Origin of the sequence: Tateyamaria sp., assembly GCF_039940735.1 — a bacterium.
Lineage (GTDB): Bacteria > Pseudomonadota > Alphaproteobacteria > Rhodobacterales > Rhodobacteraceae > Tateyamaria.
The window spans coordinates 1-16,092 of sequence record NZ_JBDVGB010000077.1 but is presented as its reverse complement, the minus strand read 5'-3'; the positions used below and the strand labels follow the sequence as shown (position 1 = coordinate 16,092).

Here is a 16,092-nt window from a genome sequence, read left to right as displayed (position 1 = left end):
CGGGTCTTGACCCGCCATCCATCCCAAAGGGAGAACGAAAATGGCAGAAATGCAATTTGACCTTGTGTCACCCGAACAGGCACTGGCCTCGATGCAGGCAAGTGCGGTTCAGATTCCGGGTGCCGATGGTGACATGACCGTTATGGCTGACCACGCACCTACGATCACAACCTTGCGCCCCGGCGTTTTGCGTGTCGAAGCCGGTGGTGCCACACACGAATATGTTGTGACCGGTGGCTTTGCTGAAATCAGCCCACAGGGTGTGTCGGTGCTGGCCGAACGCGCTGTCGCCAAGGCTGACATGACGCAAGCGGACATGGATACAATGTTCGACGACGCGCAAGATGCGTACAATCGCATGAAGGACACGTTCAAGAACGAACCTGGCCCTGTTGATGACGCCGCTAAGCTGTTGTCGGATATGGTTGCCATTGGCTCGGAAATCGGGCTTGGGACCAAGCAACCCAACCTTTGAGCCACAACTCGGAATTGATTTTTGAAATGGCCCTACCTTTGGTGGGGCCATTTTCTTATTTTCGCCCTCGATTTGCCGTTTTTACTCGGCCATACTGTCGTAAGTTTATTCTGAATGTGACTTTATGAAACGACTGCGTAATCATTTAATCGGCATCGACCAAGGCGATACGGTTGTATTCTCGGATTTCGAAGATGAAGGCGAGATGTGGGCTGGTCGTGGTCAACGCGAACGTCGACGCCGCATTTCATTCAGCGAGGCCTTTCGTTCTCCGCCTATGGTTCATGTGTCCATTTCAATGTGGGATGTAGATACAAACACGGCGCTGCGTGCGGATGTGACGGCAGAAACGATCACGGCAGATGGTTTTGACTTGGTGTTTCGTACTTGGGGCGACTCACGCGTGGCACGAGCAAGGCTCGCCTGGATGGCGATGGGGGAATTGCGCCACGGGGATGAATGGGACGTGAACTAAGGCCGGCCCAAACTTGCTAAACTGTTGATATTGGGCCAATCGCAAATGCCGTGTGAATACGTAGTTTTGCCGAGTGTTCGAAGCCATAACTTAAGGGCGGGTGCTCCAACAGAGTTTTCGCCCGATGTCCATAAAATCACCACATTCAGTCTCCAAAATTGGGTTTGAAAAATTGTAGGTGATGGAATGCCCGTTTCTGATATTTTACCAACACAAACCATTGGCACATTGGTACTGCGCGGTGACCGCGACGATAACATGCTGATCGGTTCGCTTTGGGGTGATACGATTTTTGGCAGTTATGGTGCAGATACGCTCTTTGGGCTTGATGGTGCGGACAGCTTGTACGGCGGCCATGACGACGACAGTCTGTTTGGTGATGCGGGCGACGATCTTCTTCAGGGTGGCAACGGCGATGACACAATAGAAGGCGGTTCGGGCAACGACACATTGCGAGGCGGATCAGGTTCCGACGCTCTCATGGGGGGCGTGGGTGATGATTACGTGAATGGTGGCGCGTCTGATGATCAAATCTATGGTGATGACGGGAACGATGTGCTGATAGGCGGTTCAGGCGCTGATGCAATTTGGGGCGGTACGGGCAACGACACGTTGACGGGCGGCACAGGCGCCGACACGCTGTACGGGGGCTCTGGCGCAGATCATCTCAACGGCAACGCGCACGCAGACATTCTAAACGGAGGAGACGGGGCCGACGCTTTGCACGGTGGCACTGGCAACGACACGCTCTTTGGCGACGATGGCACAGACGCATTGCGTGGTGCCAGTGGACGCGACCAGCTTAACGGCGGTGCAGGGGCCGACAGCCTTTGGGGCGGGACGTCATCCGACGTCTTGTCCGGAGGCGCCGACAATGACCTTCTTTATGGCGAGACCGGCGCCGACACATTGTCCGGAGGCACTGGGGACGACACGCTTTACGGCGGCGATGGAAATGACGAGATCTCTGGTGACGACGGTGCCGACAATTTGTTCGGAAGTGCAGGGCACGACATTCTGAACGGCGGCGCGGGTCATGATGTTATTTCGGGCGGTACCGGGGCCGACGTGTTGAACGGAGCCGCAGGGAACGACACTCTTTACGGTGGTGAGGGTCGCGACATCCTTTTCGGCGGTGCAAATGCGGATGAGCTTTGGGGTGGAAACGAGGACGACGCGATTGACGGCGGGATTGGCGAGGACACGCTTTATGGTGGGAATGGCAACGATACACTGAATGGCGGCGCGGGAAATGATGTGCTGCACGGTGGCGCTGGTGCAGATGAATTTGTGTTCGAAACGGGTTTTGGGGCCGACGAAATCACCAATTTCGACGATGCGGCCGATGTGTTGGACTTCCGGGCCTTGGGGCTGAATGACGGGGACTTTACAGTCACAGAAACGGGCGACGATCTGTTGATCACGATAAACACCAGCGATAGCGTTATCCTATCGGATCAATCGCTTGCAGGCTTTGACCTCGACACGATCCTGATCTAACGCAGCACGCTGGCTAAAAACTGACGCGTCCGTGCTTTTGCGGGCGTTGAAAAAATCGCCTCGGGCGGTCCTTCCTCGGCGATCACACCTTGGTCCATGAAACACACGCGATCCGCCAATTCGCGGGCAAAACCCATTTCATGCGTCGCCAGCACCATCGTCATCCCGTCATCCCGCAATTGGCGCAACACGTCCAACACCTCGCCCACCAATTCAGGGTCAAGCGCCGACGTGATCTCGTCAAACAGCATGGTTTGCGGGCGCATCGCCAACGCACGGATCACGGCAACACGCTGTTGCTGCCCGCCCGACAATTGATCGGGGTACTTGCCCATATGCGTTGCCAATCCAAAGCGCTCGAACAGGGCCTCGATCCGGTTTTGCGCGGTTTCGCCCAGCACGCGGCGCGGGGCAAGGGCGACGTTTTCAAGAGCAGTCATATGCGGAAACAGGTTGAAGGATTGAAATACAATTCCGATGCGCTGCCGTATGGGTGCCAAGTCGAAACCCGGTTCTGCGATGTCGTCGCCATCAAGGCGCACTTCGCCGTTGTCCACAGGTTCCAACCCATTCATACACCGCAACAACGTGGACTTGCCGGACCCAGACGCGCCAATCAAGCACACCATTTCGCCCGGTTTCACTGTCATATCGATGCCATGCAGTACCGTCGCTTCGCCAAAGCTTTTGGTGACGCCGCGCAGTTCCAGTCTAGGTTCTTGCATCACGGTCCTTGTTCATCAGGTAATCCGCATAGCGGGTCGCAGGCACTGTCACACACAGAAAAATCACGGCTGCCGCCACGTAGGGGGTAAAATTCGCCAACAGGCTTTTGAATACGCCCGCTTGGCGCAGGATTTCGACAGGGCCGATAAACGAAAGCAAGGCGACGTCTTTTTGCAGGGCCACCAACATGTTCACATTGGCAGGCACCACGCGCCGGATGGCTTGGGGCAGCACAATATAGCGCATCGTGTCGCGTTCAGACAGGCCCAGACAAATTGCGGCGTTGCGTTGGCTAGCGTGGATGCTTTCAATGCCAGATCGCAAAACCTCGGCCACATAGGCGGAATAGGTCAGCACCAGCGCAACGGTACCCCAGATATAAGGCGAATTCCAAGGGCGCGGCAGACCCAGCCCCGGAATGCCAAAGCCGACCAAATAGACCAATAAAACAACGGGAATACCGCGAAACAGATCCACATAGATCGCACCAAAGATACGCAGCGGGAACAACACAGGCGAACGTGCGCCCCGTGCCAACGCGATGGCAAGCCCAAGGGCCGCGATAAAGGGCACCGACCATGCAAAGATGGCGATGTTGACCCAAAAAGCGCTGAGCAAATCGGGAAAAGTACGCGCAAACACTTCGCCATTGAAGAAGGACGATTTGACTGCCGCCCATCCCGGTGCAAGCGGGATCAGCACCACAAACAACACGATCACAAGGATAGTGCTGGCGGCGGCAAGCAAATTGGCCCGGCGGCGTTGCCGGGCTTCATAGGCGGCGCGACGTGTGCTCACTTGATCAAGGGCACCCCGACGGCGTCTTGCAGCCATTCTGCTTCAATAGCGGCCAGTTTGCCGTTGTCCGTCAATGCGGCAAGCGCTTCGTCAACGCAGGCTTTCAGCGCAGAACCTTCGGGCATAAGCGCGCCGAATTGGTCAGGGTTTTCAGCGGCGGATGGGTCGAACTGGCCGAGCACCACGCCATTGTCCATCAGCACAGCCGACGTGAACAGGGCCGTGGGCAGATCAAACAGTGCGGCATCAATTTGGCCCGCCTGCATGGCGGCTGTGATGTTGGCGTTGTCGTCATAGACCAACGGGCTTTGATCGGGTTTGATCGTTTCCATCACCACAGGCAATGCGGTGGTGGATGCAACGACGCCCCATTTCATGGCCCGCAAGCTTTCCATTGTGGGCTTGGCCCCGGCTTCGACGGCTTCGGTCGTGGTCATCACGGCCTGAGGCGCGATGTAATAGGCAGCCGAAAAATCAACCACACGGTCGCGATCCGCGGTGATGGAGAATTGCTGCATGTTCATGTCAAAATTCTTGGCGCCGGGTTGGATCGCCTCGTCAAACGATGTGCGCACCCACGCCACGGTATCGGCATCAAACCCCATTTCGGCAGCGATGGCATAGGCGACGGCGGCTTCGAACCCTTGACCGGCTTCGGGCGCATCATCGATCACCCACGGGTAATAGGCCGGGTTCCCGGTCGCGATGGTCAATGTTCCATCGGTTAGGGTTTTACCCGCAGCGCAATGGCCATCGGCAAAGGCAGCACCTGCGATCAAGGTAGCGGCTGCGGCGGCAATTATGGTTTTCATCTATCGTCTCCCCACTGAATATGTGTGGGATCATCGGCAAAGACGCGCGGTCTGTCTAGTGCGCACAAGGCAAACGGGTGTGGTTTGATTGGGGTCCGCCATGGTGTTGGGCATCATTATCCCACGCGGACGTGACATGCTGGCTCTGGACAAACAGGGCGGGGCAGTGTGTGACAGTTTGGCTGGACGCAAAAAGGGTTTTGAAATGGCAGAAAATTCGCGCATCGCATTGAACCGTCGTCATATGCTGGCAGGGCTGATGGCAGGTGTGGCATTGCCGGAACATGTGTTGGCACAAAGTACTGCGCCGCAAAGCCCCCCATTTTCATTCGAAACACTAGACGCCAAAATGCGCGCGCATGCGGCAACGCCTTACGCGGCGGCACAACCCTTGACCCAAGGCATTGGCGAGCTGACCTATGATGATTATCGCAACATCTATTTCCGCCCCAATCAGGCGCGTTGGAACGCAGAAGGACTGCCGTTTCAGGTGTCCCCGTTTCATCCGGGCTGGCTATATAACGAACCGGTGCTGTTGAATGAAATCGTAGACGGTCAAGTTCAGCCGCTGGTTTTTGTAAAAACGGATTTTGAATATCGCAACAATGTGGGTGACAAAGTAGACGAAGACGCCCATTTGATGGAGCTTGCGGGTCTAAAGCTGGTGTATCCGCTGAACCATGCTGACAAGTACGACGAAGTCACAACCTTTCTGGGGGCCAGTTATTTTCGCGCATTGGGCAAGGGCAACAGTTATGGCCTTTCGGCGCGTGGCATGGCGATTGACACATGGTTGGACGGACCCGAAGAATTCCCCCGTTTCACCGAATTTTGGCTGGAACGCCCAGAGCCAGATGCAACCGAGTTGGTGGTTTTTGCCGCACTCGACAGCCCGTCAGTCACAGGCGCCTACCGATTTGTTATCACGCCGGGGGATGACACGGTTATGGATGTGACGGCGTCTTTGCACTTCCGGTCTGATGTGCGCCAAATTGGGTTGGGGGCATTGACCTCGATGTTCTACTTTGCGGAATACAGCGAACGCGACTTTGATGACTTCCGGATGCAGGTCCACGACAGCGATGCGTTGCGGATTTTACGCAAAGATGGTGATGTGGTGTGGCGCCCGTTGAATAACCCGACGCGAGTGGCGAATTCATTTTTTGTGGAAAACAACGTCGAACAGTTTGGGCTGGTCCAACGTGATCGCACCTACGAAGATTATGCAGATGCCGGTGCACGCTATCACGACCGTCCTTCGGTGATGATTGAACCTTTGGGCGATTGGGGGGCAGGCGCGATCCGTTTGGTCGAGATTCCAGCCGATCTTGAGATTGACGACAATATCGTGCTGTTTTGGGTGCCTGATGCAGCCCCCAAAGCAGGCGAAACCCGCCAATATTCCTACCGCATGCATTGGGGGGCATTGCCACCAGAGGCCGATTCCGTTTTGGCATGGGTTGCCGCGACACGCGCGGGCGTGGGCGGCGCGTCGGGTGTGCCCATCACCAATCCAAACTTGCGCAAATTTGTGGTGGATTTTCAGGCCGGTGACCTTGGGCAGATGGAAGAGGACGCCGATCTAACCCCTGTGGTGACCCATTCGGCTGGCAAGCTAGAGGGTGTCGTATTGCACAAAGTGTCTGCGGCCGATGAACCGACATGGCGTTTGTTCATAGACATCGATGGAACCGACGCACCCTTGATCGAGATTACGGCACATGTGGCAGACGCCACGCGCAAACTTAGCGAAATTTGGGCCTATCAATGGGTGCGCACCCCGGAGTCATAAAACTACGCGCGTACTGGTCTAATTTCCGGGGCGCCGTGCCTTAACGTAAACTGCAAAGGGTGAAGCTGCGGCTATGAAGCCCTCGGTCGTGATTACTGGGATTTCTGTGCGGCGTTTTGGCTGGCTGCACGGCATATACGTTGCCCGAAAAGTGGGGCCTAATTGCCGCGCGGGCGTTCCCAAGCGAAGGGAATGTCTTTCAGATCATTGGCGAAAACGATCTGACACAGCAATATTTAGACGGCAGCGCGATTTTAATCGGCTGCCCCAGCCATGAGCGGGGCATTATTTCAGTCGCCTTGCCAGCGGGGCAACGGAACTGGACCAAGTGGGATCTTGGGTTTTGCTGTCGCTGCCAAACTAAGTGCGGCGGCTTATTCGGCCGCGTACATCCCATCATAGATCGGCGACAGCGTTTCAGCATCAAACAATGACGACACCGAGGTACCATGCCAAATGTTGAGGATCGCCTGGGCAAACACAGGTGCGGTGGGCACGATGCGAATGTTGGGGGCGGATTTCACGGCCTCGGTTGGCTGAATGGAATCGGTCAGCACCAAGGATTTCATCACTGATGCCGTGACGCGTTCGACGGCGGGGCCCGACATGACACCGTGCGAAATATAGGAATGCACCTCTTTTGCGCCGTTTTCGATCAACACTTCGGCGGCTTTGCACAGGGTGCCAGCGGTGTCGCACATGTCGTCGACGATGATGCAGGTCTTGCCTTCGACGTCACCGATTACGGTCATTTCAGCCACTTCGCCGGCTTTTTCGCGACGTTTGTCGACGATGGATAAAGGTGCCTCTAGCCGTTTGGCCAGATCACGCGCGCGCGCCACGCCGCCCACATCGGGTGAGACGATCATCAATTCATCCAAACGCCCTGCAAACTGCGTTTTGATATCCAGCGCAAAGATAGGCGAGGCATAAAGGTTGTCCACGGGGATATCAAAAAACCCTTGGATCTGTGCGGCATGTAAATCCATCGTCAGGACACGTTCGATGCCAGCACCGACCAGCATATTGGCCACCAGTTTGGATGTAATTGGGGTGCGCGCCTTGGTACGGCGATCTTGGCGGGCATAGCCAAAATAGGGGATCACAGCTGTGATGCGCGCCGCCGACGACCGGCGCAACGCGTCACACATGATCAGTAGTTCCATCAAATTGTCATTTGCAGGGTTCGATGTTGGCTGGATGATGAACATATCCTCACCGCGCACATTTTCGAACACTTCGACAAAAATTTCTCCGTCGTTGAAACGTTCGACGCGGGTTTCGACCAAACCGACGTTGACGCCGCGGTGCAGCGACATACGTCGCGCGATCGCCTTGGCCAGTGGCAAGTTGGCGTTGCCCGAAATGAGTTTCGGTTCTTGGATATTTGGCATGTGGTGTTCCCGGGGCAGCGCAGGTTGACAGATTCGTGCAGTTGACACCGTCTAGCACGGGCGTACGGTCGCGCGAAACTAAAGACCCAGAACCGGAGGCATAAATGGCCCATATCGACTACTATTTTGCGACACTTTCCCCCTATACCTACCTTGCAGGGACGCGGTTCGAAGCTGTCGCCAAGAAACATGGCGCAACGGTGACCTATAAACCGCTCGACATCATGGCATTGTTTTCGCGCACCGGGGGAACACCGCCCAAAGATCGTCACCCAAACCGGGTCGAATACCGCGCGCAGGAATTGGTGCGTCAGGGCAAAAAGCTGGACATGGCGTTCAACCTAAAACCCGCACATTGGCCGACCAATGCCGCGCCGTCCTCATATGCAATCATCGCAGCCCAAAACGCAGGTGGTGGTGATCTGGGCGCGCTAGTGCATGCGATTTTGCGTTCGGTCTGGGCTGACGAAAAAGACATCGCCGAAGACGCGGTCGTCAAAGCCTGTTTGACAGAGGCCGGCTTTGACCCAAGCCTTGCTGACAGCGGCCTGTTGGAAGGCGCTGACACCTATGCAGCCAACCTTGAAGAAGCGATTGATCGTGGTGCGTTTGGCGCGCCGTTTTACATCGTGGACGGCGGTCAGCGGTTCTGGGGCCAAGACAAGCTCGAAGAATTGGACTTGCACCTGTCTGGCAAGCTTTGATCCCAAGGATCAACACCCGGACCTTTGGGTCCGGGCCGTTGCCAGTCTTGGCCATTCATTGCTCGCTTGGTCATTCCGGTGCATGGCGCGGTATCGGAACGGCGTTAAACGATCTGGCCACATTGCACGCCTTTGATCTGCCGGGTCATGGCAGATCGGGCAATTGGGACGGGCAGGGCGATTTACACGATGTGGCGACCGATATGGCGCTGGCTGTGCTTGACACGTTGGGGCCTGACCCGGTCGATGTGATGGGGCATTCATATGGCGCAGTGATCGCGCTGCGTTTGGCCGTTGAGCATCCCGACCGCGTGCGGCGCTTGACCCTGTTTGAGCCCGTCTTTTTTGCAGCGGCCATGGCGGATGATCCCGAATTTGCCCCTGCCTATGCGCGTGCAAATGTTGAATTCGAAACCGCCCTAGAAGCCGGTGATCTGACCACAGCGGCCAGTGTTTTTAATGCCGCGTGGGGTGATGGCACCCCGTGGCACGCGATCCCCGAGGCCACGCGCACCTATATGACGGACCGCATCGGTTTTGTCCGCGCGTCGGCCCCATTCATCGTGCAAGATTGCGCCGGGTTGCTGGGCCCAAACCAACTGGCCAAGGTACAGATGCCAGTATTGCTGTTGCGCGGTACGACCACAAACGGGACAGAGGCGATCAACAACGCAATCGCCCGACGCTTGCCAAATGCAACGCAGATGACCTTACCTGAAATGGGGCACATGGGGCCGATCACACACCCCGACGCTGTCGCGATCCCTGTGCGCAGGTTTCTAAGCGCAGACTAGGTGGGCTCTTCGATAATGTGGTCTTCCCAGTCATCATCGGCCACATCGTATTCGCTGACTGTTTGATCACGCATGGATACCCCAGCCTCGTGCACCGTTTCAGGGGACCCCGAAACCAACGGATGCCACTCAGCCAATGGTTTGCCCTCGTGCAGTAGGCGATAGGCGCATGTCTGCGGCATCCAATACAAGTGGCTTTCGATGTTGGACGGCTTCAACACAATACAATCCGGCACAAACTGATGGCGGTTGTCATAATGGGCACAACGGCAACTGGCATCATCGAGCAAACGGCACGCGACGCGGGTCAAAGCCACTTCGCCACTGTCTTCGTCCTCAAGCTTGTTCAGGCAGCACTTGCCGCAGCCATCACACAAGGCTTCCCACTCGGCGTCGTTCATTTGCGCGAGCGATTTCTTTTCCCAAAAGCGCAAAGGCAGGCCTTTGTCGGCAATGGGGGCGCTCATAACGCAGCCAGTATGGCGCGGGCCTGCGCACTGTCGCGATCCATTTGCGCAATCAATGCCTCAAGGCTGTCATAGTTTTCTTCGCCACGCAGAAAATCGACCAAGGCGACGGACACAGGTGCTCCATAAAGATCACCCGAAAAATCAAAAACAAAAGTCTCTAGATTTGGGCGGTTCTCGCCAAACATTGGACGCACACCAAGAGACGCAACACCGTGATATTGGCCCCGATGTGGGCCGTCCAAAACGTCAAACAACACAGCATAAATCCCAAAAGCAGGTGGATGCAGGCCATCAACGGACATGTTCGCGGTGGGATACCCCAATTCGCGCCCGCGTTGTTCGCCGCCAATGACGGGGCCTTCAACGCGGTGCCAATGACCCAACATGGATGCCGCATCGCGCGGGCGAGCATTAGCAAGCGCCTTTCGAATGGCGGTGGACGACACTGTATTGGCCCCTTGTTCAAGCAACGGGGCAATCGTCACGCCAAACCCCATCTCTTGTCCAAAGGCGCGCAGATCCTCAGCCGTTCCGGCCCGCTTGTGCCCAAAACAGAAATCCGCGCCGACAACCACGTGACGCAGGCCCAAACCATCGCGGATCACCCGGGCCGCAAAGGCCTCTGGTGTCAAATTGGCCAAGCCGGCATTGAACGGCAATTCATAAAGCCGCTGAACGCCAAGCTTTTGCAAACGACTGGCCCGCGCAGCTTGGCTCATTAGACGAAAGGGCGGCGCGTCAGGGGTAAAATACATGCGTGGATGTGGTTCAAAAGTCATGACCCCCAAAGGGGCATCCGGCGCGGCAGCACGCGCCATCTCAATGACGGACCGGTGACCCAAATGAACACCATCAAAATTTCCGATGGCAGCACTTGCACCACGATCCGCAGGCTCAACAAACTGGTAATCACGTATAATTCTCATAAGGCATGCCTAGCCGCGCCAAAGCTCAAGAGCAAGCAGGCGAATGTCGCATCTTTGGGTCCTAAATACCTTGGGGGAGCCCGCAGGGCGGGGGTGAAACCCCCTTATAGTAGATGCAACAAAAATGCGCCCATTGGGTCAATCGAATTTACGGGATGGGGCAAGAACAGTCGCCTCACCGATCAGCACTTTTTTACCGTCAACCGCGCAATGACAGTCCAGCTTAACCCGGCGTTTTGCGACATCAATGTCGATCACTTTCGCCTCGGCATACACCATGTCGCCGGGGCGCACAGGGGCCAGAAATTTCAACGATTGGCCCAAGTACACTGTTCCATGCCCAGGCAATTGTTCGCCAATCACGGCCGAGATCAACCCGGCGGTCAACATCCCATGGGCGATCCGCCCCGCAAAGATCGTGTCGCGCGCATAGTCATCATCTATGTGCACAGGATTGTGGTCGGTTGAGACCTCGGCAAACAGTTCAATATCGCGATCTGTTATCTGTTTGCGCAAATGGCGGCGCATGCCCATTTCGGTATCTTCGATACAGATCGTGCCGCGCGGCAGGTTGTCCAGCATTTCACTTCCGATAATTTTATGACGATACAAAGTAATTTATTGTAATATAGTTACTTTGCATACGCAGAAAATCAAGTGAAAAAGAAGGTCAGCGCAGATGCCCTATCGTGAAGCTTGGGGCGCTCATTTCCTTTGTCAGATAGGCGTTCAGGGCGTCAGGGTCAGGTTGGGTGACCGTTTTTGTTTCTGCAGCGGCCAATCCGCCCGAGATGAACAACGAATCGATATCTTCGCCCATGGCGCCCGCGACATCTGTCAGTACGCCGTCGCCGATGGCCAAAATATTACTGTCAGGCACATCAACACCCAATTCGAACAAACGGCGGCGGGCCAGATCATAGATCGGCGGGTGCGGCTTGCCGAAATAGAGGCTCTCTCCACCCATTTCGGTATAAAGCTGCGCCAAAGCACCGGCGCACCATTCGCGGACCTCGCCGCGATCCACGACGATGTCAGGATTGGCGCACAGCAGTTTCAGCCCCATTTGTTTGGCCATCAAAAACTCGGCGCGCATTGCGTCTGGGTCAGCCATCGGATCGCGTGGACCAGTGCATACGATCCCTTCGGCTTGGTCCAAGGGCACCATCTGCACGTCGATCGGGTCTTTGATAACACCAATGGGTTCAAAGAATTTTTCTTCACCGGGTTGCCCGATGAAAAAGACCTTTTGCCCGACCACTCCGCGAAACATCGCGGCTCGGGCACTGTCGCCCGAGGTGGCAATGGTGTCCCATGCATCATCGGGCACTCCGAACTGCACCAATTGTTTCGTGACACCGGCGCGGGGACGGGGTGAATTTGTGACCAATACCACTTTGCCACCCGACTTACGGTAGGTTTGTAGGGCTGCGACTGCGTCTGGCAAAGCGTGGACACCGTTATGCACGCAGCCCCAGAGGTCGACAAACAGCGCATCATACCGCTGCGAAATTTCGGCAAGGGATGAAACGATCTGGGTCATTGGGCACGCCTTCTTTGGTGATTGTGCGTTGCGGTCTGCCACAGGGTTGCACGCAAGGGAAGAGCAGGGCGGAGGACACCTCCGCCTTACTGGACAAGTAAGGTGCATCTCGATGCCCCAACATCGTACCACAACAAAAAAGGCGCACCGAGAGGTACGCCTTATCTTTGTGAAGCTGTAAGGCGGAGGTGTCCTCCGCCAACCCTCAGACTTTGAGGTTCGGGATGATCTGCTTTTTACGGCTCATCACGCCGGGCAATACCACGGTGTCACCTGACACAGTCGCGCCAAAGCTCTTTTCCGCCACGCCCTTGACCCGATCATTTGGGATCAGCATCGTGGCTTCTTCGTTCAGAATGTCGACGACAAACAACAGCACTTCGTCTGCGCCGTCTTCTTTCGCGACATCAACCATCGACGCCATCAGGCTGTCTTTGCGATCCAGCACGATCTTCGGTGCTGTGGTTTCCAGAACAGAAACCCGGAATTGTGTGCCATCCACCGCGTATTCCTTGCTGTCCATGCGCAGCAATTCGGCGTCAGAAAAAGCCGACACGTCTGATTTCGCCTCAAACATTTCAGAGGCATAAGCACTCAGGTCTACACCTAGATCTTTGGCCAGATCGTGGGCAATCGCCTTGTCTTCATCTGTCGTGGTGGGCGAGCGGAATTCCAACGTATCGCTGAGGATGCAAGACAGCATCGCGCCTTTAACGTTTGTTGGCATCTGCGCCATGTCTTTGCCAATCATCTTCCACATGATTGTGGCCGTACAGGCCAAAGGTTCGATGCGGATGTCGATCGGGCCTTTGGTTTCCAGGCCGCCGACCAGTTTGTGGTGGTCGATGATTGCGGTGATGTCCGCATCATTGATGGCGTCGGGCAGTTCGGCCGGGTTGTTGGTGTCCACGATCACAACGGATTGATCGGCCGCAACGCTGTCGATGATGCGTGGTTTGGGCAGGTCCCACTTTTTCAGCACAAAGGCGGCTTCGGTGTTTGGTTCGCCCAGCAGTACGGGTTCAGCGGCAACGCCTTTGATCTCGTTCAGATACCACGCCCAAATAATGGGGGAACCAGTTGAATCTGTGTCGGGGGATTTGTGTCCAAAAACGAGAGTGCTCATTGTGCTGCGTCCTTTAAAGGGATGTGAAATTTGCGTCCTTATAACAAGGTTGGGGGCTGTGTCACGGGGGGCTGAAGGGGCGCGATGTTGCGCCGCAGCACGCAAGGGCGCGCCTCTTGCCAAGCGCGCGTCTGTGGGGTCTTCTTGGATGACCTCTATCGTTGATGAAAGTGCCTGTGACCAAACGCGAAACCGATCTTTACCCAGCCGTCAAAACCTTTCTGGAAGGACAAGGTTATGTCGTGAAATCCGAGGTCGGCGCCGCGGATGTGGTGGCGGTGCGTGGTGGCGAGCCGCCGGTGATTGTGGAACTCAAGTTGGGTTTTTCGCTAACGCTTGTGCACCAGTGTGTGGCGCGCCTGTCGGTTGCGGACGAGGTCTACATGGCCGTCGAACATGGCAAAGGGAAACGTTTCCTCAAGTCGGTCAAGGATATGACGCGGCTGTGTCGTCGCCTTGGACTTGGTTTGATGACTGTACGTATCAAAGATGCATTGGTGCAGGTTCACTGCGATCCCGGCCCATATGCACCACGAAAAAACACGCGAAAGCAGGGGCAGTTGCTTAAAGAATTCGCCGGGCGCGTCGGTGATCCGAACGATGGCGGACAAACACGCGTGGGGCTGGTCACTGCCTACCGCCAAGACGCGTTAAAACTGGCCGTATACCTGTTCGAAGTGGGTGCCTGCAAAGGCGCAGATGTGGCGCAAGACACAGGGGTGAAGCGCGCCACAACGATGATGCGCGACAACCATTATGGCTGGTTCGAAAAGGTCGACAAGGGCGTTTACGGCCTGACAGATTCGGGGGCCGAAGCCGTCACAACTGCGGGTCACGTTTTGGGTGGGTAGGAACTAACCGCACAGATCGGCGCATTAGTGTTTGGATTAAAAGGTGCATTGTTTATTTCCCTTTTCAGTGCAGACGTACGCCCCTGATCAAACATTTAAAAATTCGACGAAATCAGCCGCCGAGGGCGGAATTTTTCCAATGCCGAAAAATTAGCGGGGCCTGAGCAGTTGACTCGTCGTCGGCAGATGCATAACTACCGCTCGTTATCACTCAGGTCGGCTGAGTGCTAACGGCCCCGAACGCGGGGCACGTAAAAGAAACTTTGAGCCTTAAGGAGCTGCAAAGATGGCATTGAAACCGCTTCATGACCGCGTGCTGGTACGCCGCACGGAAAGCGAAGAGAAAACCTCTGGTGGACTTATCATTCCTGATAGCGCCAAGGAAAAACCAAGCGAAGGCGAAATCGTTGCAGCAGGCCCCGGTGCCCGCAAAGACAGCGGTGAGCTGATCGAAATGGGCGTTAAAGCCGGCGACACAGTGCTGTTTGGCAAGTGGTCCGGTACCGAAGTCACCATCGACGGCGAAGAGCTGCTGATGATGAAAGAATCCGACATCATGGGGATCATCGAGTAAGCGATCTGGCTTCTCGATAGGCGGGCTAAACCCCGCCTTACACCCTCATTCTAAGTACATTCTCAAAGGAGAAAAAATATGGCTGCTAAGGACGTCAAATTCGGCACCGATGCTCGCACCCGCATGCTAAACGGCGTGAACATCCTCGCCGACGCTGTGAAAGTTACCCTCGGCCCTAAAGGTCGTAACGTTGTGCTCGACAAATCCTTTGGCGCACCCCGCATCACCAAAGACGGTGTATCGGTTGCCAAAGAAATCGAACTGGAAGACAAGTTCGAAAACATGGGCGCGCAGATGGTCAAAGAAGTGGCCAGCCGCACCAATGACGAAGCAGGCGACGGTACAACAACCGCCACTGTTTTGGCCCAAGCCATCGTCAAAGAAGGCATGAAATCGGTTGCCGCTGGCATGAACCCGATGGACCTGAAGCGCGGTATCGACATGGCAACCACATCCGTGGTTGAAGCGATCAAAGCGGCTTCGCGCCCTGTTTCTGACAGCGACGAAGTTGCCCAAGTCGGCACCATCTCGGCCAACGGCGAAGCGGAAATCGGTCGTCAGATCGCAGACGCGATGCAGAAAGTCGGCAACGAGGGTGTGATCACCGTCGAAGAAAACAAAGGTCTCGAAACAGAGACTGATGTTGTCGAAGGTATGCAATTCGACCGCGGCTACCTGAGCCCGTACTTCGTGACCAACGCAGACAAAATGACTGCCGAGCTCGAAGACTGCATGATCTTGCTGCACGAAAAGAAACTTTCGTCGCTGCAGCCAATGGTTCCCCTGCTTGAGCAAGTGATCCAGAGCCAAAAGCCACTGCTGATCATTGCCGAAGACGTCGAAGGCGAAGCCTTGGCAACTTTGGTCGTGAACAAACTGCGCGGCGGTCTGAAAATTGCTGCTGTCAAAGCCCCTGGTTTTGGCGATCGTCGCAAGGCGATGTTGCAGGATATCGCCATTCTGACCGGTGGTCAGGTGATCTCTGAAGACCTCGGCATGAAGCTGGAGTCGGTGACCATGGAAATGCTGGGCACTGCCAAGCGCGTTCAGATCACCAAAGACGAGACCACAGTGATCGACGGTGCCGGTGAGAAAGCCGAGATCGAAGCCCGCGTGACACAGATCCGTGGCC

Annotated in this window: 18 protein-coding genes; 9 read left to right on the top strand and 9 right to left on the bottom strand. The window is 55.8% G+C overall.

All coding sequences use genetic code 11. The features are described from left to right. Positions 1-40 precede the first annotated feature (40 nt). The 3 genes from ABJF76_RS16450 (at position 41) to ABJF76_RS16440 (ending at position 2,450) form a co-directional block, all read left to right on the top strand. Entirely contained in the window at positions 41-475 is a 435-nt protein-coding gene (locus ABJF76_RS16450) for a F0F1 ATP synthase subunit epsilon (RefSeq protein ID WP_413821908.1), read from the top strand. A 124-nt stretch (positions 476-599) separates the two neighbouring features. Continuing rightward, positions 600-950, top strand: coding sequence for an H-type lectin domain-containing protein (locus tag ABJF76_RS16445; protein ID WP_348461064.1), 351 nt, complete (start codon positions 600-602; stop codon positions 948-950). Positions 951-1,136: 186 nt separating this feature from the next. Further along, on the top strand, positions 1,137-2,450 hold the full coding sequence (locus ABJF76_RS16440) for a calcium-binding protein (RefSeq protein ID WP_413821909.1): 1,314 nt from the start codon (positions 1,137-1,139) through the stop codon (positions 2,448-2,450). Here the strand turns inward: ABJF76_RS16440 and ABJF76_RS16435 are convergent. From ABJF76_RS16435 to ABJF76_RS16425, 3 genes are read right to left on the bottom strand one after another with little or no spacing between them, the layout of a single operon-like run. Further along, on the bottom strand, positions 2,447-3,175 hold the full coding sequence (locus ABJF76_RS16435) for an amino acid ABC transporter ATP-binding protein (protein ID WP_413821910.1): 729 nt from the start codon (positions 3,173-3,175) through the stop codon (positions 2,447-2,449). The two genes, ABJF76_RS16440 and ABJF76_RS16435, sit on opposite strands and share 4 nt — an antisense overlap. After that, a complete protein-coding gene (locus ABJF76_RS16430; protein WP_413822622.1) occupies positions 3,162-4,010 on the bottom strand; it encodes an amino acid ABC transporter permease in 849 nt (282 codons plus the stop codon). Before ABJF76_RS16430 ends, ABJF76_RS16435 begins: the two co-directional genes overlap by 14 nt. After that, the gene (locus ABJF76_RS16425; protein WP_413821912.1) at positions 3,971-4,786 is read right to left on the bottom strand and encodes an ABC transporter substrate-binding protein; all 816 of its coding nucleotides are present in this window, start codon (positions 4,784-4,786) and stop codon (positions 3,971-3,973) included. The genes ABJF76_RS16430 and ABJF76_RS16425 overlap by 40 nt, the downstream gene beginning before the upstream one ends. Before the next feature lie 205 nt (positions 4,787-4,991). Here ABJF76_RS16425 and ABJF76_RS16420 point away from each other — a divergent pair, with 205 nt between their 5' ends. After that, on the top strand, positions 4,992-6,578 hold the full coding sequence (locus ABJF76_RS16420) for a glucan biosynthesis protein (RefSeq protein WP_413822621.1): 1,587 nt from the start codon (positions 4,992-4,994) through the stop codon (positions 6,576-6,578). A 374-nt stretch (positions 6,579-6,952) separates the two neighbouring features. On the opposite strand, the gene ABJF76_RS16415 is transcribed toward ABJF76_RS16420, so the two are convergent. Continuing rightward, positions 6,953-7,972 (bottom strand): ribose-phosphate pyrophosphokinase, encoded by a 1,020-nt coding sequence (locus ABJF76_RS16415; protein ID WP_348461057.1) that lies wholly within the window; start codon positions 7,970-7,972, stop codon positions 6,953-6,955. A 104-nt stretch (positions 7,973-8,076) separates the two neighbouring features. Here ABJF76_RS16415 and ABJF76_RS16410 point away from each other — a divergent pair, with 104 nt between their 5' ends. Both ABJF76_RS16410 and ABJF76_RS16405 read left to right on the top strand, forming a co-directional pair. Further along, complete coding sequence (locus ABJF76_RS16410) at positions 8,077-8,676, top strand: 2-hydroxychromene-2-carboxylate isomerase (RefSeq protein ID WP_348461056.1); 600 nt, start codon at positions 8,077-8,079, stop codon at positions 8,674-8,676. Between the two features lie 38 nt (positions 8,677-8,714). Further along, positions 8,715-9,470, top strand: a complete 756-nt coding sequence (locus tag ABJF76_RS16405; RefSeq protein WP_413821914.1) for an alpha/beta fold hydrolase — start codon at positions 8,715-8,717, stop codon at positions 9,468-9,470. On the opposite strand, the gene ABJF76_RS16400 is transcribed toward ABJF76_RS16405, so the two are convergent. The 5 genes from ABJF76_RS16400 to ABJF76_RS16380 all read right to left on the bottom strand — a co-directional run bounded on the left by ABJF76_RS16400 (position 9,467) and on the right by ABJF76_RS16380 (position 13,535). Continuing rightward, complete coding sequence (locus ABJF76_RS16400) at positions 9,467-9,937, bottom strand: YcgN family cysteine cluster protein (protein ID WP_413821915.1); 471 nt, start codon at positions 9,935-9,937, stop codon at positions 9,467-9,469. The genes ABJF76_RS16405 and ABJF76_RS16400 overlap by 4 nt on opposite strands. Then, positions 9,934-10,866, bottom strand: coding sequence for a bifunctional riboflavin kinase/FAD synthetase (locus tag ABJF76_RS16395; RefSeq protein WP_413821916.1), 933 nt, complete (start codon positions 10,864-10,866; stop codon positions 9,934-9,936). The genes ABJF76_RS16400 and ABJF76_RS16395 overlap by 4 nt, the downstream gene beginning before the upstream one ends. Positions 10,867-11,004: 138 nt before the next feature. Next, a complete protein-coding gene (locus tag ABJF76_RS16390; RefSeq protein WP_413821917.1) occupies positions 11,005-11,448 on the bottom strand; it encodes a MaoC family dehydratase in 444 nt (147 codons plus the stop codon). Positions 11,449-11,536: 88 nt separating this feature from the next. Beyond that, the gene (locus ABJF76_RS16385; RefSeq protein ID WP_348461050.1) at positions 11,537-12,409 is read right to left on the bottom strand and encodes a TIGR01459 family HAD-type hydrolase; all 873 of its coding nucleotides are present in this window, start codon (positions 12,407-12,409) and stop codon (positions 11,537-11,539) included. 205 nt (positions 12,410-12,614) lie between these two features. Beyond that, a complete protein-coding gene (locus tag ABJF76_RS16380) occupies positions 12,615-13,535 on the bottom strand; it encodes a manganese-dependent inorganic pyrophosphatase (protein ID WP_413821918.1) in 921 nt (306 codons plus the stop codon). A gap of 164 nt (positions 13,536-13,699) precedes the next feature. On the opposite strand from ABJF76_RS16380, the gene ABJF76_RS16375 reads away from it, so the two are divergent. The 3 genes from ABJF76_RS16375 to groEL all read left to right on the top strand — a co-directional run. Next, positions 13,700-14,386, top strand: coding sequence for a DUF2161 domain-containing phosphodiesterase (locus ABJF76_RS16375; protein ID WP_413821919.1), 687 nt, complete (start codon positions 13,700-13,702; stop codon positions 14,384-14,386). A 286-nt stretch (positions 14,387-14,672) separates the two neighbouring features. Continuing rightward, a complete protein-coding gene (locus ABJF76_RS16370) occupies positions 14,673-14,960 on the top strand; it encodes a co-chaperone GroES (protein ID WP_413821920.1) in 288 nt (95 codons plus the stop codon). A 78-nt stretch (positions 14,961-15,038) separates the two neighbouring features. Then, on the top strand, positions 15,039-16,092 hold a 1,054-nt coding region (gene groEL / locus ABJF76_RS16365), incomplete at its 3' end, for a chaperonin GroEL (RefSeq protein ID WP_413822620.1).